This is a genomic window from Enterovibrio makurazakiensis (assembly GCF_050336585.1).
Lineage (GTDB): Bacteria > Pseudomonadota > Gammaproteobacteria > Enterobacterales > Vibrionaceae > Enterovibrio > Enterovibrio gelatinilyticus.
In genome coordinates this window covers 58,227-76,189 of record NZ_JAKJSE010000025.1, presented here as the reverse complement: position 1 = coordinate 76,189, position 17,963 = coordinate 58,227, and the positions used below count along the sequence as shown (strand labels likewise).

Genomic DNA, 17,963 nt, shown 5'->3' with positions numbered 1-17,963 from the left:
GCCCTTAATGATTATTAACGTATTGAAACATATTGGGTTGTTTTTAATGCCTTTCGAGAATTATGTGAATAAAAAAACGCCCAGATGGGCGTTTTTTTGTGCGGGAAATGTTTCAGTCTTTGTGAGGTAGCGCGAGTTTTAACGCTTCACGTGAAACGTGGTTGGCTTCACCTGATTCATTGAGCTTTTCAAGGGTATCGACTAACCATGCGTAGTCGGTGACATCAGGGCGAACATCAAGCGCTCTTTCAAAGTGCTGGCGTGCTTCTGCCCATTTACCTTCACGGAAAAACAACTGACCCAAAGCACTGTGCGTGACTGGGTTGTTCTCGTTGTAGCGCAGCAAATCCTGCAATTTCAATATTACGGGGTGATAGTCGGGCAGTGACAACTCAGACACCAGACCGATCAAGGTTTCATCCGGCTTCTTCTTCAGGTTCTCACGCAAAATAATGTAAGCCTCCGAATCTGCCTGTCTTGCGATCAGTTGTTTAACTAAACATGCGATCAGAGGGGTTTGCTGACGCGCTGCGCGAGATAGGCTGTTCCAATGAGCAAGAAGACCGTCGCTGCCTTTTTGAGTGGCAATATGCGCCATCAAGCCACATTCAGCTTTGATCTCAAGTTTGGCTGTCTCGTCCTCAGTGATGGCTTTTACGCGCTTGAGTGACGGTAGTAAACGCAACAGAGCTTGCCAGTCTTGAAGCTGCAGGTAGGTATCTTTCAGCAAGTTAAGCAAGATGGCATTGCGAGGGTTTGCATCAACTAGGCCTTGAAGGCTCGCTAGCGCTTCTTCGTATTGGCCTTGGCGATATTGCAGTTTGGCGCGCGTTAGCGCCGTTGCAAGGCTGTCAGCGCCAAAATCGGCAGCTTGTTGCAAGTAGCGGTCGCGATTATCTACATCACCACGGCCTTGCGCTGCTTCTGCCGCGGCTAAGTAGTTCAGCAGTGGCGCATCACTAAAACTAGCGCCTTTTACTACCAGCTTCTCGGCTTGCTTCCAATCACCTTCTAGCAGCTTAACCAAACCTTGGTTCGTGAAACTGCGTGCCTTTTTACTCTTGCGGCCTGAAAACCAGCCACGTGTAGAGCTAGACAGCGAGAGTAGCTTGCGAATAACAAGCTCGAGTAGAAACAAAGCACCAAACGCGGCAATCACCACAATCACCAGTGTTGTCAGGCTCATTTCAATGGTTTGATTTGCCGCAGAGATCAGCACATAGCCTTGGTTGCCCGCCAAGTCCGGGCCAACAACCAACCCTGCAATAAGTGCGATGACTAATAGGAGGATTTTGATCATTGGCTAGTCCCCTCTGCAGGCAATGGTGCGAGGTCTCGGCGCAATCGGTCTGCCAACAAATCACTCACTAGCTGCTGACTCTCAAGGGCTTCAGGGTAGCTCACTTCGATGGTCTGTTTGCTGAGCGTGTCGAGTGTGCTGATAAAGCTTTCGGTGATCTTGGCATCTTGATTGTAAAAACGGGCAGCCCACTCTTCCGCAGTCTTAATGGACTCTGCGTACAAGCGTCCATTTTCGCGATAAACCGCAGTGATGGCCTGATCCAGTTTCGCTTTAAGGTTCTCTTGCAAATAGAAGGTTTGAGCTGGCGTGAGCAATGGCACTACATCACCTTCGCGCTTGCGATAAGTAATGAATTGGCTGACGAAGTCACTCATGGATGCTTTTAGGTTTTGCTGCCAATCATCAACATTGCCGGATACTTGTTCAGGCGCAACAACTTCGCCCTCAGGTAAAATGGCATTGGCTAACGGCAGTTTGTCCACCTCTTGTTGCAAGCTATTGAGTCGCAGAACAATACCATCACGGTCAATTCGTTTAATGGCTTTGAGTTGTTGAATGTCTTTCGCCATCGCCTGGCGCAATGGCGTCAGAGAGGGGTCATTCAATGCCGCAATACGTTGATCGGCGGTTTCCATCAGAGTCGTGGCAGTGAGCACATCATGCTCTAGCCATAATTGGCGACCCGCTTGATTGACCAAGTAGTCAGCTTCAGCAAGCAACCAGTCATTAGGGCGGCGGCCTTTCACGTCAGCCAGTGCAGATTGAAGGCTAAGAATGGTTTTGTCTTGTTGGTCGATCAGCACGCGAGTATCTTGCGTGGCTTTTTGCACTGCATTCTGTGTTTGCGTTTCGCTGTTAGCGAGTGCTGTTTTCAGCTCAGACACTTGTGTGCTAAGTGCTGCCATACCAGCGTTCAGTTGTGTTGATTGCTGGTGACCGTGGTAATAAAGGCCGCCACCGAGTGCGATAACCAACACGATAGCGACAACAGCCAATCCGCGACCACTTTTGTTTTTCTTCACAGGGGCGGAGGGTTGCGAGTCTTTTGCAGGCGTTGAGGCTGGTGAAGACGATGCTTCCTCAGTCGGTTTAGACACCTTGGTGTCGGCGGTAGAACGAGAGTTGGTGGCATTGTCAGACGCATTCTTCGCCGTGTCTTTGGAGGATGCTGGCGCTGTTGTGTCTTTCTCCGTGCCCGAAGGTTTATTCTTATCTGTCATCCGAATGTCCCGAGTTGTTCATCTCGTATAAAGCGCGTAGCAGCGACTGATTAGATGCGCTGTTTACGCAGTTGATTGCAGAAAAACCAAAGCCAATTGCTTGATTGTAAATCCGTTTGCTTGGCACCAGTATATGGCATTCTTTTAACCATTGCTGGTCACACTCTGAGATTGTCTGGCATAAAAGTGAAAGTTGTTCTCCACTGGTTACCACCAAGGTATCGACGAGCTCTTTGCGCCATTGTGTGGCTAACGATGATAGGGCGTCTGCGTTCCAGTGTCGTTGATAGGCTTCAAAATAGCGTACCTTGACCCCATTTTCAGCGAGGTTGTCTCCTAGCAAGGTTCGACCGCCGTTCCCTCGAAGGATCAAGACATTGAGGGCATCAACTTTTGAAAAAACAGGTAACGACAGCATACCTTCACTGTCTTCGGTTGGGGGCTGAATGGCATCAACTTGGCTGAGAGCATGCCAAGTGTTGGCGGTTTTTTCACCCACCGCCACGAAATGAAGATCCTTGCGCCAAGGGGTATGCTGCTCGGTTAAATGAGCTTGTGCATATTCAACAGCGCGAGGACTCACGGCCACCACGACACTGCCGCTGGGCAGTGCGTTAAGTGTATCTGAGAGCGTTGGGAGGTCGGCGCCAGCAGAAAAAGACAACAAAGGCGCGGGCAGCGCCTTTATTCCAGCGTGATTGAGGCTGTCGACCAGCTCATAGCACGCAGGTGCTGGACGGACGACCACGACGGTCATATTTCGTCCTGATACAGTTTTTCAAGAATAGGGCGGGCGCCTTCTGCCAGTAATTGCTCGGCAAGACCTGTGCCTAACTCTTCGGCTTTTTCTAGTGGTCCAGTCACTTCACCGCGAATGATTTCGCTACCATCGGGTTCGCCGACCAATGCGCGTAAATAGATTTGATCGCCTTGGATTTCAGAGTAGCTACCGATAGGCACCTGACAGCCGCCTTGTAGGCGATTGTTCATTGCACGCTCACAGAGCACGCGATAAGTGGTGTTGGCATCTGATAGCGGCTCAAGCAATGTGCGTACACGCTCATCATCGAGTCGACATTCGATACCCACTGCGCCTTGTCCAACGGCAGGGAGGATTTCTTCAGGTTCGATTTCGTTACGAATACGATCGTGCAGACCGAGACGTTTCAAACCTGCAGCAGCAAGAATGATGGCGTCGTACTCACCATTGTCGAGTTTACCTAAGCGTGTTCCGACGTTGCCGCGCAAATCGTTCACCACCAGATCAGGGCGCATTTCACGAACTTGACACTGACGACGTAGGCTAGATGTGCCGACAATCGCGCCTTGTGGTAAATCACTTAGGCTTTCGTAGCGGTTGGAAACGAAGGCGTCACGCGGGTCATCACGCTCACAAATTGTCACCAATCCCAACCCTTCTGGGAATTCGACGGGTACGTCTTTCATCGAGTGAACGGCAATATCTGCACGCCCTTCGATCATGGCTTGTTCTAGCTCTTTCACGAACAGGCCTTTACCACCGACTTTTGCCAGCGGTGTGTCGAGAATAATGTCGCCCTTGGTCACCATAGGTACCAGTTCGACAATCAAACCCGGGTGCGTAGCTTCAAGGGCAGCTTTTACATACTCTGCTTGCCACAGCGCAAGTGGGCTTTTGCGTGTTGCGATGCGGATTGGCGTTGAATTCATAGTGGGGTCCATGTGATTTTCATTCTCTCATCGTATCACCGCTTCTTATTTCCAAACCACCTCAAGATAAAGGTTTTCAGAGGTCTGTCGGTGCATATGATGCGACGTAAGGGAGACTTATTGGCTGAAATAAAGACCAAATATTCAGACGTCGACAAAAGAGTGCCAATAAAGCGCGCAGGAAAAAGAGTATTAAGTGAGGCTTGATGATGTCGATAACGGGGACAAATCTTATTGGAGGGCAATAACCGCGGGGCAAAACGTGCGAAGCGTGGCGGCGTAGACTATCCTGTGTGATATGGATCAAATAATAACGGTTGATATAGGGTGTGAAATACTACTTGGTTCACCTTATTTCGAATCAAATTTGAGATAGATCGTAATGTATCTCACAGTTTTGTTCACAGAGTGAGCGAAGTGATGCGGAAAAATCGCGTCGTTGGTTGCTTTACGCTCCGAGTAAAAACTGTTAGATTGATCACGTTTTTATCCATGGGCCTCGCGGTAGTAGTAATTCGGTGAGACCTGTTTCGTTGACTAGGATGTCGGCAACTTTGGATGTTAATCTTGCAAAACTATGTTGATCAGCAAATAGAGCGTCTTGACGCCTTCAATCGAGTGAGATTGGAGCGCGCACGAAGCGCAATGCACTCTCAGGCCGTTAACGTATTTAACGTATTGCCTGCCTTGCTGCACTTTAATCATCCTGCCGTTCCTGGCTACCTTGAGCGCAGTGTCGTTCATGGCATTTCTAGCTTCACCCTTTCCGACACACAATGCGATTTCGTGAATGACTGCGCGTTGGCATCTAATACGTCGGCACCCGAAAAACCGCTCTCTCAAGATTTCCCCATTAAGGGCATGTTCTCTATGGGCAGTACTGCGTCTATGGGGCAAAGCCTGAGCAGCGATCTTGATATTTGGGTGTGTGTGCAACAGTGGGTGAGTGAAGAAGAGCGCAGTATGTTGGATGCGAAGTGCTCGTTGATTTCCGATTGGGCCATGGCACAAGGCGTTGAAGTGAACTTCTTCGTGATGTGTGAGCAGCGTTTCCGTCAAAACCTTGCACAGGAAATGACCTCAGATAACTGTGGTTCAAGTCAACACTACCTTTTGCTAGACGAATTTTATCGCTCAGCCGTGCACTTGGCAGGCCAACAGCTTCTTTGGTACTTGGTGCCGCCGGAGATGGAAAACTGCTATGAAGAGTACGTGGGTGAGCTGATCGCCAATGGTTCACTTCGCCGTGATGATTGGGTCGACTTTGGCGGTTTGCCATCGATCCCTGCCGAAGAGTATTTTGGCTCTAGCCTTTGGCAACTGTATAAAAGTATTGATTCACCTTATAAATCGGTACTCAAAGCGATTTTGCTGGAAGCTTATTCTTGGGAATATCCGGGCACACAGCTTCTAAGCGTTGACGGCAAACGCCGTTTCTTCTCGGGCATGCTGGACGTGTACCAGTCAGATGCGTACTACCTCATGTTAGAGAAAGTGACTCGCTATCTTGAGCGCATTGACGATCACCGCCGTTTGGATTTAGTGCGTCGCTGCTTCTATCTTAAAACCCACGAAAAACTGACTCGTGAGCCAGGACCTGGCTCTGTGCCTTGGCGTCGCGAAGTATTGTGCGTGCTGACGCGAGAGTGGGGATGGACGCAGGACGATATTGCTCGGTTAGATAACCGTCGCAACTGGAAAGTAGAAGAAGTGAAGGTTGCTCACAATGAGCTACTAGAAGCTTTGATGCTGAGTTATCGTAACCTGATCCGCTTTGCACGCCGCAATGACATCACCTCGGCTATTAGCCCTGAAGATATCAGCATTTTGGCTCGTAAGCTTTATGCGGCCTTTGAAGTGTTGCCGGGTAAGGTCACTTTGCTTAACCCTCAGCTTTCGCCAGACTTGCATGAATCCGATTTAACCTTGATTCAGGTGCCTGATGGTCGTAACAACCCGCCGGGTTGGTATTTGTATAAGCAATCACTCAAGCCGGTAGATATTATTGGTCGTGCCCCCTTAGAGCATAACCGCTATCTATCTAAGCTGGTTGCTTGGGCTTATTTCAATGGTATGTTGACCGAATCAACCTGTTTGCATTCTGTCGCGCGCACCAGCAACGTGGACATTGATAAGCTCTATCAGCTCGTCAGCGACATGCGAAATACCTTTACGGTGCGTCGACCGCAACCGTCTCTGCAAGCCTTATCCAGCCCATGTGAAATTCGTAAACTGGCGTTGTTTATCAACCTTGAGCAAGACCCCACTTCCGAATTGAAGCAACCGTCAGTCCGATTCGATTTCAAAAACACCGACATCTTTAGCTACGGTGCTGAGCAGCAATGCTTGGTGGGCAGTGTGGATTTGGTGTATCGCAATAGCTGGAACGAAGTTCGTACCCTGAACTTCAAGGGCGACAATGCGATGTTGGACGTGTTGAAAACCTTATTGGGTAAGATGCACCAAGACGCCATTCCCCCTGAGTCGGTGGATGTGTTCTGCTACGCAGGAAAAATGCGCGGGCTTATCCGTAATTTGGTGTATCAACTGGTGGCCGAGTGTATCGACATGCGTTTAAAACCTGTTGATCAGGAAAAACGCCGTCGCTTTAAGGCGATACGTGTGGCTGATCAAACCTTTGGTTTGTTCTTTGAACGTCGCGGTGTGTCGGTTCAGAAACTCGAAAACTCAGTGGACTTTTATCGCTCGATATCTACCAATAAGATCAATGGTTCGCCATTGGTGGTGTTGGATAAAGAAGGTGAAGTTCATCCGCCAGAAGTGGTGGATGCTTATGCGAGTGAAGGTCTTATCCAGTTCTTCTTTGAAGACTGCAAAGAAGGGTTCAATATCTACGTGTTGGATGAAAACAACCGGGTAGAAATGTACCGACAGTGCAGTGGTGATAAAGAAGAAATGGTGCAAGGGGTGAACCGTTTCTACACTTCGTCACAAGAGAAAGTGAGTTTTAGCGGGCAAGCCGTTAACTTCAACCTCCCACAGTTCTACGACATTATTCATCAAGCGGATGGTCGTGCGCAGGTGATCCCATACAAGAGTGATCGCCAGTGGCAACGCGGTGCAGAAATGCGCAGTGAGCCCGCGCAGATCGCGTCAAGATAGTGCATTGTGTCGCTGTTCGCCAGAGGCGGTCAGCGACATAATCAACCAACCCTAATCACCAATTCACCGCTTCTCCAGCGTGCTTGCTGCACTCTTGCTTCACCATGTCGCTAAATTCCATGTCTGTTTTACTACATAGCCATTTACCGTCTTTGTAGCCAAAGTGAAAACCACCTGATTTTGATGCCAACCAAATTTCTGACATCGGCTCCTGACGATTAATGATGATTTGACTGCGGTCTTCGAAATCCAGCGTCAAGACATTCCCAGATGTCTCGTAATCGATATCCGCACCACATTCATCGATGCCTTCTTCTATGGCCATCCATTCTGTGTCGACAAGATCGTGGTATTCGCTTGCGTTCATTGTATTCCGTCCTATTGCTTTTCAGTGTGTTGATGCGATTATAGAGGTCATTAACTTTTGGATCACTGGCATAAATGATGCGAACAACCCTGAAACTTGCTGTGTTAGCAGCATTTACCCTGCTGTCGGCATGTGGTCAGCAAGGACCTCTTTATTTTCCCGAAGACGCGCCAGCGCAAAATGGTGCGCCAGTAGACTCGGAAAACACACAGGATACGCAAGCTCAGGGCGTTGATCAGCCATAATATATCGGACAGGGAAGGACAACGTTGGATTACTTCAATTATCAGGATGACGGACAGCTTTGGGCTGAAGAGCTGCCATTGGCGCAATTGGCTGAAACTTATGGCACGCCGCTATATGTTTATTCGCGTGCGACATTAGAGCGCCACTGGCATGCATTCAATAACGCAGTGGGCGATCATCCGCATTTGATTTGTTATGCCGTTAAGGCAAACAGCAACTTGGGCGTGCTCAATGTACTCGCTCGTCTAGGCTCTGGTTTTGACATCGTGTCACAAGGTGAACTTGAGCGCGTGTTGGCGGCAGGAGGTGACCCAGCGAAAGTGGTGTTCTCCGGTGTGGCTAAAACGGCGGATGAAATGGCGCGTGCCCTGTCGTTAGGTATTAAGTGCTTCAACGTGGAATCGGAATCCGAGCTTGATCGACTTAACCAAGTCGCGGGTGAGTTAGGCAAAGTCGCTCCAGTGAGTTTGCGCATCAATCCCGATGTGGACGCGAAAACGCACCCATATATTTCCACGGGCTTAAAAGAGAACAAGTTTGGTATCGCGTTTGATCGTGCTCGTGAGGTTTACCAGTACGCGCATAGCCTGCCACACTTAGCCATTCATGGTATCGACTGTCATATCGGCTCACAGTTAACGGAATTGGCACCGTTTATTGAATCAACAGATCGCCTATTGGCGCTGATTGATGCTTTGCGTGCAGATGGTATTCAAATTAAACACCTTGATGTGGGTGGTGGTTTGGGCGTGACGTATCACGATGAAAAACCGCCTCAACCGTCAGAATATGCAAAAGCACTGCTAGACCGTCTTGATAATCACCAAGACATTGAATTGGTGTTTGAACCGGGTCGAGCGATTGCAGCCAACGCTGGCGTATTGCTGACCAAAGTGGAATTTCTAAAGCATAACGCTGAAAAGAATTTCGCCATCATTGATGCCGCAATGAACGACTTGATTCGTCCTGCTTTGTATCAAGCTTGGCAAGACATCGTGCCGCTTCGTCCTCGTGAAGGGGAAGCCAAGACATACGATCTTGTTGGCCCTGTGTGTGAGACGGGTGATTACCTAGGTAAGGATCGCGCGCTGGTTCTTGAAGCAGGGGATTTACTGGCGGTACGTTCGTCAGGTGCATACGGCTTCGTGATGTCATCAAATTACAACACGCGTCGTCGCGCAGCAGAAGTGATCGTTGACGGTGAAACGGCCCATCTGGTTCGTCAGAGAGAGCCTCTAGAGTCACTGTGGCAGTTAGAACAGGTTTTGCCTGAATAAAGGAACCGGATGCAAATACAATTTTCGAAAATGCATGGTCTCGGCAACGACTTTATGGTGGTTGATTGCGTGACGCAGAATGCGTATTTCTCCCCGGATATGATTCGTCGTTTGGCGGACAGAAACACGGGGGTGGGTTTTGATCAGCTTTTGGTGGTCGAGCCCCCCTATGATCCAGAAAGTGATTTTCACTACCGGATTTTTAATGCCGACAGCAGTGAAGTTGAGCAGTGTGGCAATGGTGCGCGCTGCTTTGCTCGCTTTGTTCGTATGAAAGGGCTAACCAACAAACATCAAATCCATGTCAGCACCAAATCGGGAAAAATGGTGCTTAATATTGAGAGTGATGATGGTGTCACGGTCAATATGGGTGAGCCTATCTGGGAACCCGCTAAAATTCCATTTCGCGCAAATGCGGAAGAAAAAACCTATATTTTACGTGTAGAAGATACCACCTTGTTTGTTGGTGCAGTCAGCATGGGAAATCCACATTGCGTGACCGTGGTTGATGATATTGATACTGCACCTGTAGAGGCCTTGGGCCCGTTAGTGGAATCGCATGAGCGTTTTCCAGAGCGTGTGAATGCAGGCTTTATGCAGGTTGTATCGCGCAGCGAGATCCGCCTGCGTGTTTACGAACGTGGCGCTGGCGAAACACAAGCGTGTGGCAGTGGGGCTTGCGCCGCTGTTGCCGTGGGTATCATGCAAGGCTTGCTTGATGAGTCTGTACTCGTGCAATTGCCGGGCGGCAATCTTCACATTCGCTGGCGTGGACCGGGTCATCCTTTGTATATGACAGGCCCAACCTCACATGTTTATGATGGACAAATAACAGTATGACGGAGCTTTCCAAGCTCGAAGGGCCACTGGCAAAAGCATTAACTGAAGATGCCGTGGCCAGCTATTTGAAAGACCATTCAGATTTCTTTCTACGCCAGCCTGAGTTGTTGGCGCAGCTTCGTATTTCTCACGCCGAGCGTGGCACGGTCTCTTTGGTTGAAATTCAGCTCGGTCGATTACGTGATCGCGTGGCGGAATTAGAAGAAGACATCACGCAGTTAATGAGTATTGCCGCAGGAAATGAAAACCTGTTTAGGGCGTTTTCGCAAACTCATAAAGCGTTGTTTGCCGCCAATGATGAGCAAGCGATTCATCAAGCGTTGCGAGTGTTGGCGACATCTCTGCAATTGCAGGTAAGCCTGCGGTTTTACGATGTTGGGCATCATGCGCTGGACAAGAAAAGTGTCGACGCAGTGAAGTCAGCGCACTTTTGTGGTCAACGCGTTTATCTTGGTCGTTTGCGAAAAGCCGAAGGTCAGCAATTTGTGAGCCAAGCGCCTGAACTCGGGTCGTACGCATTGGTTCCAGTGTTTGCGGGCAAAGAAATCGGCTTTTTGTCGTTTGCGAGTAAAGACGGCGGGCATTTTCAGCCAAGCATGGACACCTTGTTTGTTGAGCAAATTGCCGAGCACATCGGCATATTGCTGAACAAATGGCAGGATGACGAATGAGTCTCCTCTCGTCGATGGAAAAACCGTTGGCGCGATTTTTTGACTACATGATCCGTGAGCGAGGCTTAAGCCGCTATACCGAATCAAATTATCGTCAACAACTCACTGCCTGCGCCACGTTCTTGCAAACATCTGGCGTGACCCAATGGCAGGACGTGGATGCCGGCTGGGTGCGTCAAATCGCTTCTCAAGCCAAACGTGAGCGCCTAAAACCGGGCAGTATTGCGCTGCGCTTATCCGCCCTTCGTAGTTTCTTTGATTTTCTGGTGGCCGATGGCGTTTTGGGTGCGAATCCAGCTAAAGGCGTGGCTGCGCCCAAGCAAGGCCGTACGTTACCGAAAAATCTCGATGTCGATGAAATCAACCAACTGCTTTCTGTGGACGCCGACGACCCATTAGCGGTGCGAGATCGCGCCATGATGGAGTTGATGTATGGCGCTGGGTTGCGTTTGTCTGAGCTCATTGGCCTTAATCTTCGTGATGTCGCCGTACGAAAGGGCGACTTACGTGTGATTGGTAAAGGTGACAAAGAGCGCGTTGTGCCGTTTACTGGCATGGCCAAAGAATGGCTGATCAATTGGATAAAAGTGCGCAACCTGCTGCTCAAAGGGCCTGAAGAGGCGTTATTTATTTCCAAGTTGGGAAACCGTATCTCCCCGCGTAGCGTACAAAAACGTATGGCTGAGTGGGGGCAAAAGCAGGCAGTGAATAGTCATATTAATCCGCACAAACTCAGGCATAGCTTCGCGACCCATATGCTGGAGTCATCCGGCGACTTGCGCGCTGTGCAAGAGTTGTTGGGTCATGCTGACTTGTCGACAACACAAGTGTATACCCACCTCGATTTTCAGCATCTTGCCAAAGTGTATGATGCGGCCCATCCACGGGCACGAAAGCGCAAGAGTGACTAGCGCAGCGGGCTGATCTCGCTCACTGACGATGAAAAGGAATGAACATGAAGTTTTATCGTAGATGGGAAGCGGTGAGTGCGTTGACCTTTGATTTGGACGATACCCTTTACGACAATCGCGTCGTCATTATTCGTGCCGAGCAAAAGTTACTGGATTGGTTAGAAGAGCATTGTGCGCCAATGGCGGCATTTAGTTGGTCACAGTGGCAAGAAATGCGACAGCAAGTGATCGACAATGATGCGTGTTTGAAAGGGTTTGTGACTGAAATTCGACGTGCTCAAATCCGCCTTGCTGCCAGTCGCTGCGGCCTGAGTGACAGCGCCGGAGCGCAACTCGCCAATAGCGCTGTTGATTTCTTTTTGATGGAGCGCAGTAATTTTGTGGTTCCTGATGAAGCGGTCGAAGCCCTATCTGCGTTGTCTGCGCGTTATCCCTTGGTGGCGATCACTAACGGCAATGTCGACTGCGATAGATTGGGGCTCACTCCTTACTTTCAAGGAATACTTCAAGCAGGGCCTGATGGACCTGCCAAGCCTGCCCCTGCACTTTTTATGAAAGCTAAATCTCTTCTTGGGCAAAAACCATCACGTATTCTGCATGTCGGCGATCACTTAAAGTCGGATGTGCGAGGCGCGAAATTGGTAGGTTTTAAAGCGTGTTGGTTTAATGATACGCAACAGCCGCTGACGGTGCAGCGGCATGCTTCGTTATTACCGGATGTGGAAATCTCCCACCTGAGTCAACTTCTGACCCTCACCCGCGCTGTTTGAGTTTATTGTCGACAGCCAGCAAACCTGGTCCCCAAATCATGGTGACCAACATCATGACGCCCCACATCTGGTGGTCAAAGAAGCCTTTGTCCCAAAGCGCAGGGTAAGACACCACCGCCACAATATTAAACACAAATAAGGCAAGCGCAGCAGGGCGTGTAAGTAAGCCTAACACCAAGAATACCGGCAAGATAAGCTCTGCGGCAGTTCCTAGATATGCGGCCATTTCCCAAGGTAAAACGGGCACCTGATATTCATATTCAAACAAATAGAGGGTGCTATCCCAGCTCGCTATTTTGGTTTGTCCCGCTCGGAAAAAGACCCACGCAACCCATAAACGGCTGATCAGCAACAACGCTGGCGCTAGAGGCTTAAGCGCAGATTCAAAAATATTATCCAGTTTGGTAATCAAAGAAAGCATACGCAATATCCTTTTTCTTATGGCGTGCGAGTAAGGTTGAAGTCAGTAAAGACACCGCGCTGCATGGCGCTGGCAATATGTTGCAACTGCTCTGGGGCAATATCTCGAAATGGCGAATGTGCGCAGGCGTCAATCAAACCTGCCTCAATGGCGTCCAGCACAGTCACGGTAAGCGTGTCATGCCTGAAATGTATGAGTACAGATTCTGCAGAATTAAAGTCAATAGATTGAAGTTGTTCCTCGTCTTGGCGAGTCACTGCATCCCAAATCTGGCTGATGGCAAAGTCACTTTGAATGATTTTGGCAGCAGGCGAGACGTGCAGGTGAATATCACCAAACTCTTCTGGTGGAACCAACGCGAGCGCATCAACGGGAAATGGCGCGGGTGGCACAACCGCCTGATTAACGGTTTGAATATGCCACTCCAGTGTCGCGATGTCCGCCAAATAGGGAACCGCTTCAATGATGTTTGGTATGGCGGTAATCGTGTGATTGAAACCCTCGCCGTAACGATCCACGCAGGCATCTTTCATTGGCGTGTGCAGCACATGTTGTCGTGCAATCGCATCGAAACAGACATCCCCGACGAGTGCTTTGACCACGGGGTAAACCACGGTAAGGCATTCACTCAGTGTCATCACAAAGTTATTGCGATAGACCTGAAGCAAAGCATCGGGCGATGTCACGCCGCGCTCAACGGGTAACTCGTGAGGCTGGTAATGCAATGCATCACCAAACTGGCGTTGCAGGGAAGCCAAATCGGGGGAGGTCATGATGCCACCCCACTGAGAGTGCTGGGGGAGAGCGTAGTGAGAATATCATGGGCTTTTTTTGCCTCCGCGAGGAGAACCTCGGGGGCGGGAATATCCGTGTCCCATTCAATCAAGGTATGTCGCGGTCCGTTAGCAGCTATCCATGCGCGGTAGAGTGCCCACACAGGTTCAGAAACAGGTTGGCTGTGAGTATCAATCCAGATCTCCCCTTCAGGCAACGGATTCACTGTGTAACCAGCAAGATGAATCTCTTTGACTTTGTCGGGGTCAATGGCTGCTAAATATTGTTGAGCGTCAAAGCCATGGTTAAAGGCACTGACGTGTATATTGTTGAGATCGAGCAGCAAGCCGCAGCCTGTGCGATGTGAGACTTCGGCTAAAAACTCCCATTCGGGAATCGTGGAATGGCTGAAGCTCAAATAGCTCGAAGGATTTTCAACCAGCATTTGCCGACCAAGATAATCTTGTGTGGCATCGACATTGGCGCAAAACACCTCAAGGGCTTCGTCGGTATAAGGAAGGGGAAGCAAATCATTAAAGTACTCGCCGTTAACCGAACTCCAACTTAAGTGATCGGACACGAAGAATGGATCAATGGTATCTATGAGTCGTTTTAGACGACGTAAATGTTCGCGGTTAATGGGGTCGGTAGACCCTAATGACAAGCCCACCCCATGACAGCTAATCGCATATTGACGACGCAGGGCGAGCAATGTCTCGACAGCAGCAGAATCAGGCTGGAAAAAGTTTTCACTGTGTACTTCTAACCATCCTATATCCGGAGTCTGATTAGTGAAGTGTTCATGATGTGGATGCCTAAGCCCCACACCAATCCATGGTGAAAACTTATCCATGCCTAATCCCTTTGCTTTCGTCGATTAAGATGAGGTTTTAGAGCTACCCGATAGACGGTCACATAGACCTTCTGGTACGACGATGAATGCATCAGATTGTGCGTCTTTCGTTGAAGTACCAGCACATGAGCTCGTGTTGGTAGCACAGTCATTTTTACCGGCTTTCGCCACGCCGTAGCATTTCTCTTTTTCTGCCGCTTGAGCAACAGTGGTGGTTAATGTGGTAGCACCCACAGCAAGCAGACTAGTGACAGCAGCAGCGACAGCAAAATTCGTCTTTTTCATGTCAATTCCTCATTGTAAGGACGGAGGTCCTTAGGATTATCAATTGATTAAAGATAGAGCCGTCTTCATAACGTGCTCACTTAAAAAGATAGGTGGAACATATGAAAACTTTCGCTACTGAGGTTATTTTTTACAAAAAATTAATAGTCTGGTCGGTGTGAGATTATTTAACCTTATGATTTGTAATGCATAAATATTATTTGTGGGCTGTGTGAATAGTGAGGATGACAGCGCTAATCACAATGACTCAGCCCCGAAGATTGCTCAAAACGTAAAGCTAATGCGTTTTTCCTCAGAATTTTGGTCTTAGGTTCGCACCTGAAAGTCACTTGGGTATATAATCTCCAACCAGTGTATAAATAACCAGTGAATGAACGATGGACGTATCCCACCTGATCGACGGTCTTAACGACAAACAACGCGAAGCCGTAGCCGCCCAGCTCGGCAACTATCTGGTGCTAGCGGGCGCGGGGAGTGGTAAAACCCGGGTGCTGGTTCATCGCATTGCATGGTTAATGAAAGTCGAGCATGCCTCTCCGTTTTCTGTGTTGGCCGTGACTTTTACCAACAAAGCCGCTGCGGAAATGCGTGGTCGTATTGATCAATTGATGCAGGGCACATCCTCCGGTTTGTGGTGCGGTACATTCCACGGTTTGTGCCACCGCATTTTGCGTGCCCATCATCTTGATGCGAATTTGCCGCAAGATTTCCAGATTCTGGATTCAGATGATCAGCAGCGTTTGCTGCGTCGTTTGATCAAAGCGCAAAATCTGGATGAGAAACATTGGCCTGCGCGTCAGGCGTCGTGGTACATCAACGCCAAAAAAGACGAAGGGCTACGCCCACACCATATTGATGCGCAATTTGATCCTGTCGAAAAGACGTGGTTGCGTGTGTACAGCGCTTACCAAGAAGCTTGTGACCGAGCGGGGTTGGTGGATTTTGCTGAACTCCTATTGCGTTGCCATGAGTTGCTGCGTGATAAAACCCATATCCGAGAGCATTATCAGGCGCGCTTCCAGCATATTCTGGTGGACGAATTCCAAGATACCAACAACATCCAATACGCGTGGCTTCGCATGATGGCGGGGACACAAGCCAATGTGATGATTGTGGGTGATGATGACCAGTCAATTTACGGCTGGCGCGGCGCGAAAATTGAGAACATTCAACAATTCCTCGACGATTTTGTAGGCGCACAAACGATTCGTTTGGAGCAGAACTACCGTTCAACGGGCAACATTCTGAAAGCGTCTAACCACCTCATTACTAATAACGCCGAGCGCATGGGTAAGAGCCTATGGACCGATGGTCAAGAAGGTGAATTGATCTCTGTATACAGTGCGTTTAACGAGTTAGACGAAGCGCGTTTTGTCGTCGGTAAAATCAAATCGTGGCATGACGATGGCGGCGCATTGAATGATTGCGCCATGCTATACCGTAATAACGCCCAATCACGTGTACTAGAAGAAGCCTTGATTCAAGCGGGTCTGCCGTATCGCATATACGGCGGCATGCGATTCTTCGAACGCCAAGAAATCAAAGATGCGTTGGCGTACCTACGTTTGATGGCGAACCGTTTTGACGACGCTGCTTTTGAACGCGTGGTAAACACACCCACCCGTGGCCTCGGCGATCGTACCTTGGAGACCATTCGTTTGGCGGCGCGTGATCGCGGTGCCACGATGTGGGAGGCGAGCGTTCAGCTATTGGAAGAGCAAGTCTTGGCGGGGCGCGCGGCGAATTCATTGCGTCGCTTTGTCGAGTTGGTGAATGCGTTGGAAGACGACACCCGTGAAATGGCACTGTTCCAGCAAACGGACTACGTGATCCAAAATTCGGGATTACGCGCTATGTACGAAGCTGAGAAAGGCGAGAAAGCCCAAGCACGTATCGATAACTTGGAAGAGCTGGTGACGGCAACGCGACAATACGAAGTGCCTGAAGAAGTGCAAGAAGACATGTCGCCACTGTCGGCGTTCTTGTCTCATGCAGCACTGGAGGCGGGTGAAGGGCAGGCTGATGAGTTCGAAGATGCCGTCCAGTTAATGACGCTTCACAGTGCCAAAGGGTTGGAATTCCCAATGGTGTTTATGGTGGGTGTTGAAGAGGGCATGTTCCCAAGCCAGATGTCTTCTGAAGAGGCGGGTCGACTCGAAGAAGAGCGTCGTCTTTGCTATGTGGGTATGACGCGCGCCATGCAAAAACTCTACATTACCCACGCAGAAATGCGTCGTGTGTATGGCAAAGACATGTTCCACAAAGCGTCTCGATTCATTCGTGAATTGCCAGAAGAGTGCATGGAAGAAGTGCGCATGCGTGCCAAGGTGACACGCCCTGCGGCTGCGAGTGGTCGATTCTCACAAACCCAATCTCAGCAGAACTTCAACCAAACGGGCTTTAATTTAGGCCAGCGTGTGCAGCATCCTAAGTTTGGTGAAGGCACCATCATTAATTTTGAAGGCAGTGGTAACCAAAGCCGTGTGCAGGTGGCGTTTAACGGTGAGGGTATCAAGTGGTTGGTGACACAATATGCCAAGCTTGAAGTTATGTAAGGCTTGAGCCTTTTGAAAGCGGTAATTGACTGGCAAAGCTAAACCAAGCTTCATCAAGAGACATAAAGAAAAAGGGAGGCTGAATGCCTCCCTTTTTGATACTTGAGCGTTGCTGATTTTTTTTGAGTGCTTTCTTTAGCGGCGGAGCACGGAGCAATTAAGCCGCTTGACCCCAAAGGCTTGATAGCGAACCTAACAACGAATCACTGGCTCCTTGCTCACCAAGGTACTTCAAGATCACCGGCGCATATTGGGTCACCATGGTAGGGTCTAACCCTAACGCGTCGAACACTTTGTTCACCGACTCCATGTTATTTAGCATGCTGCCTAGATCGCCAGGAATGGCGCCAGTGAGAGAGTCCAAACCCGGAACCATCTTCGTGAGCTCGCTTGCTTGATCTGTACCAAGCTCTTGATACGCCATTGCCAGTAATGCGCCAGCGCCACCAGCTGCTTGATCGTCGTTGACGTTGAGATCGCTTGAAAGCAGAGACGTGAGTGGGTTATCTGCCGCTTCTTTGCTGACGCCAGTCATCAGATTGCTGGCTTCTTTTTTTGCATCACCCACCAAACTGTCCAAACTCAGTGCATGTGCCGGCATGGCCGCAGCGATCAATACGGCGGAAAGTGCCATCACATTTAATTTACGTAACATGGT

General features: G+C 49.5%; 18 protein-coding genes. 8 read left to right on the top strand and 10 right to left on the bottom strand.

Annotation, left to right across the window (positions count from 1 at the left end):
- Positions 1-112: 112 nt before the first annotated feature.
- Genes L4D06_RS18970 through hemC form a run of 4 tightly spaced genes read right to left on the bottom strand, consistent with a single transcriptional unit; the run spans position 113 to position 4,212 of the window.
- Complete coding sequence (locus tag L4D06_RS18970) at positions 113-1,300, bottom strand: heme biosynthesis HemY N-terminal domain-containing protein (RefSeq protein ID WP_429740717.1); 1,188 nt, start codon at positions 1,298-1,300, stop codon at positions 113-115.
- The gene (locus tag L4D06_RS18965; protein ID WP_274166427.1) at positions 1,297-2,523 is read right to left on the bottom strand and encodes a uroporphyrinogen-III C-methyltransferase; all 1,227 of its coding nucleotides are present in this window, start codon (positions 2,521-2,523) and stop codon (positions 1,297-1,299) included. The genes L4D06_RS18970 and L4D06_RS18965 overlap by 4 nt, the downstream gene beginning before the upstream one ends.
- The gene (locus L4D06_RS18960) at positions 2,513-3,280 is read right to left on the bottom strand and encodes a uroporphyrinogen-III synthase (RefSeq protein ID WP_274166428.1); all 768 of its coding nucleotides are present in this window, start codon (positions 3,278-3,280) and stop codon (positions 2,513-2,515) included. Before L4D06_RS18960 ends, L4D06_RS18965 begins: the two co-directional genes overlap by 11 nt.
- Positions 3,277-4,212: a hydroxymethylbilane synthase gene (gene hemC / locus L4D06_RS18955; RefSeq protein ID WP_274166429.1), complete on the bottom strand. Its 936-nt coding sequence runs from the start codon at positions 4,210-4,212 to the stop codon at positions 3,277-3,279. The genes L4D06_RS18960 and hemC overlap by 4 nt, the downstream gene beginning before the upstream one ends.
- A 567-nt stretch (positions 4,213-4,779) precedes the next feature.
- On the opposite strand from hemC, the gene L4D06_RS18950 reads away from it, so the two are divergent.
- Positions 4,780-7,335, top strand: coding sequence for a class I adenylate cyclase (locus L4D06_RS18950; RefSeq protein WP_476397367.1), 2,556 nt, complete (start codon positions 4,780-4,782; stop codon positions 7,333-7,335).
- Positions 7,336-7,390: 55 nt separating this feature from the next.
- Here L4D06_RS18950 and cyaY read toward each other — a convergent pair whose 3' ends face one another.
- Positions 7,391-7,702, bottom strand: a complete 312-nt coding sequence (cyaY, locus tag L4D06_RS18945) for an iron donor protein CyaY (RefSeq protein WP_429740716.1) — start codon at positions 7,700-7,702, stop codon at positions 7,391-7,393.
- A gap of 74 nt (positions 7,703-7,776) precedes the next feature.
- Between cyaY and lptM the strand changes: the two genes are divergently transcribed.
- From lptM to L4D06_RS18915, 6 genes are read left to right on the top strand one after another with little or no spacing between them, the layout of a single operon-like run.
- Positions 7,777-7,947, top strand: a complete 171-nt coding sequence (gene lptM, locus L4D06_RS18940) for an LPS translocon maturation chaperone LptM (protein ID WP_429740715.1) — start codon at positions 7,777-7,779, stop codon at positions 7,945-7,947.
- 24 nt (positions 7,948-7,971) lie between these two features.
- Positions 7,972-9,225, top strand: coding sequence for a diaminopimelate decarboxylase (gene lysA, locus L4D06_RS18935; RefSeq protein WP_274166433.1), 1,254 nt, complete (start codon positions 7,972-7,974; stop codon positions 9,223-9,225).
- Between the two features lie 9 nt (positions 9,226-9,234).
- On the top strand, positions 9,235-10,065 hold the full coding sequence (dapF, locus tag L4D06_RS18930) for a diaminopimelate epimerase (protein ID WP_274166434.1): 831 nt from the start codon (positions 9,235-9,237) through the stop codon (positions 10,063-10,065).
- Positions 10,062-10,736 carry a DUF484 family protein gene (locus L4D06_RS18925; RefSeq protein ID WP_274166435.1) on the top strand — a complete coding sequence of 225 codons (675 nt, stop codon included), beginning with the start codon at positions 10,062-10,064 and terminating at the stop codon, positions 10,734-10,736. The genes dapF and L4D06_RS18925 overlap by 4 nt, the downstream gene beginning before the upstream one ends.
- Positions 10,733-11,647, top strand: a complete 915-nt coding sequence (gene xerC, locus L4D06_RS18920; protein WP_274166436.1) for a tyrosine recombinase XerC — start codon at positions 10,733-10,735, stop codon at positions 11,645-11,647. Before L4D06_RS18925 ends, xerC begins: the two co-directional genes overlap by 4 nt.
- Before the next feature lie 44 nt (positions 11,648-11,691).
- A complete protein-coding gene (locus L4D06_RS18915; protein ID WP_429740714.1) occupies positions 11,692-12,417 on the top strand; it encodes an HAD-IA family hydrolase in 726 nt (241 codons plus the stop codon).
- On the opposite strand, the gene L4D06_RS18910 is transcribed toward L4D06_RS18915, so the two are convergent.
- The 4 genes from L4D06_RS18910 to L4D06_RS18895 are packed head-to-tail and all read right to left on the bottom strand — an operon-like array spanning position 12,401 to position 14,750.
- Positions 12,401-12,838 carry a DoxX family protein gene (locus tag L4D06_RS18910; protein WP_274166438.1) on the bottom strand — a complete coding sequence of 146 codons (438 nt, stop codon included), beginning with the start codon at positions 12,836-12,838 and terminating at the stop codon, positions 12,401-12,403. The two genes, L4D06_RS18915 and L4D06_RS18910, sit on opposite strands and share 17 nt — an antisense overlap.
- A 17-nt stretch (positions 12,839-12,855) precedes the next feature.
- On the bottom strand, positions 12,856-13,611 hold the full coding sequence (locus tag L4D06_RS18905; protein ID WP_429740713.1) for an HvfC/BufC N-terminal domain-containing protein: 756 nt from the start codon (positions 13,609-13,611) through the stop codon (positions 12,856-12,858).
- Entirely contained in the window at positions 13,608-14,465 is an 858-nt protein-coding gene (bufB, locus tag L4D06_RS18900; RefSeq protein WP_429740712.1) for an MNIO family bufferin maturase, read from the bottom strand. The genes L4D06_RS18905 and bufB overlap by 4 nt, the downstream gene beginning before the upstream one ends.
- Before the next feature lie 24 nt (positions 14,466-14,489).
- On the bottom strand, positions 14,490-14,750 hold the full coding sequence (locus tag L4D06_RS18895; RefSeq protein ID WP_274166441.1) for a BufA1 family periplasmic bufferin-type metallophore: 261 nt from the start codon (positions 14,748-14,750) through the stop codon (positions 14,490-14,492).
- Between the two features lie 377 nt (positions 14,751-15,127).
- Here L4D06_RS18895 and uvrD point away from each other — a divergent pair, with 377 nt between their 5' ends.
- On the top strand, positions 15,128-17,305 hold the full coding sequence (gene uvrD / locus L4D06_RS18890) for a DNA helicase II (protein WP_429740711.1): 2,178 nt from the start codon (positions 15,128-15,130) through the stop codon (positions 17,303-17,305).
- 157 nt (positions 17,306-17,462) lie between these two features.
- Here uvrD and L4D06_RS18885 read toward each other — a convergent pair whose 3' ends face one another.
- The gene (locus L4D06_RS18885) at positions 17,463-17,960 is read right to left on the bottom strand and encodes a DUF2780 domain-containing protein (RefSeq protein ID WP_274166443.1); all 498 of its coding nucleotides are present in this window, start codon (positions 17,958-17,960) and stop codon (positions 17,463-17,465) included.
- Positions 17,961-17,963 lie beyond the last annotated feature (3 nt).

Bases quoted from the DNA above. Each gene is read 5' to 3' on its own strand.
- L4D06_RS18970 (WP_429740717.1), bottom strand. From the start codon at position 1,300: ATGATCAAAATCCTCCTATTAGTCATCGCACTTATTGCAGGGTTGGTT.
- L4D06_RS18965 (WP_274166427.1), bottom strand. From the start codon at position 2,523: ATGACAGATAAGAATAAACCTTCGGGCACGGAGAAAGACACAACAGCG.
- L4D06_RS18960 (WP_274166428.1), bottom strand. From the start codon at position 3,280: ATGACCGTCGTGGTCGTCCGTCCAGCACCTGCGTGCTATGAGCTGGTC.
- hemC (WP_274166429.1), bottom strand. From the start codon at position 4,212: ATGAATTCAACGCCAATCCGCATCGCAACACGCAAAAGCCCACTTGCG.
- cyaY (WP_429740716.1), bottom strand. From the start codon at position 7,702: ATGAACGCAAGCGAATACCACGATCTTGTCGACACAGAATGGATGGCC.
- lptM (WP_429740715.1), top strand. From the start codon at position 7,777: ATGATGCGAACAACCCTGAAACTTGCTGTGTTAGCAGCATTTACCCTG.
- dapF (WP_274166434.1), top strand. From the start codon at position 9,235: ATGCAAATACAATTTTCGAAAATGCATGGTCTCGGCAACGACTTTATG.
- L4D06_RS18925 (WP_274166435.1), top strand. From the start codon at position 10,062: ATGACGGAGCTTTCCAAGCTCGAAGGGCCACTGGCAAAAGCATTAACT.
- xerC (WP_274166436.1), top strand. From the start codon at position 10,733: ATGAGTCTCCTCTCGTCGATGGAAAAACCGTTGGCGCGATTTTTTGAC.
- L4D06_RS18915 (WP_429740714.1), top strand. From the start codon at position 11,692: ATGAAGTTTTATCGTAGATGGGAAGCGGTGAGTGCGTTGACCTTTGAT.
- L4D06_RS18910 (WP_274166438.1), bottom strand. From the start codon at position 12,838: ATGCTTTCTTTGATTACCAAACTGGATAATATTTTTGAATCTGCGCTT.
- L4D06_RS18905 (WP_429740713.1), bottom strand. From the start codon at position 13,611: ATGACCTCCCCCGATTTGGCTTCCCTGCAACGCCAGTTTGGTGATGCA.
- bufB (WP_429740712.1), bottom strand. From the start codon at position 14,465: ATGGATAAGTTTTCACCATGGATTGGTGTGGGGCTTAGGCATCCACAT.
- L4D06_RS18895 (WP_274166441.1), bottom strand. From the start codon at position 14,750: ATGAAAAAGACGAATTTTGCTGTCGCTGCTGCTGTCACTAGTCTGCTT.
- uvrD (WP_429740711.1), top strand. From the start codon at position 15,128: ATGGACGTATCCCACCTGATCGACGGTCTTAACGACAAACAACGCGAA.
- L4D06_RS18885 (WP_274166443.1), bottom strand. From the start codon at position 17,960: ATGTTACGTAAATTAAATGTGATGGCACTTTCCGCCGTATTGATCGCT.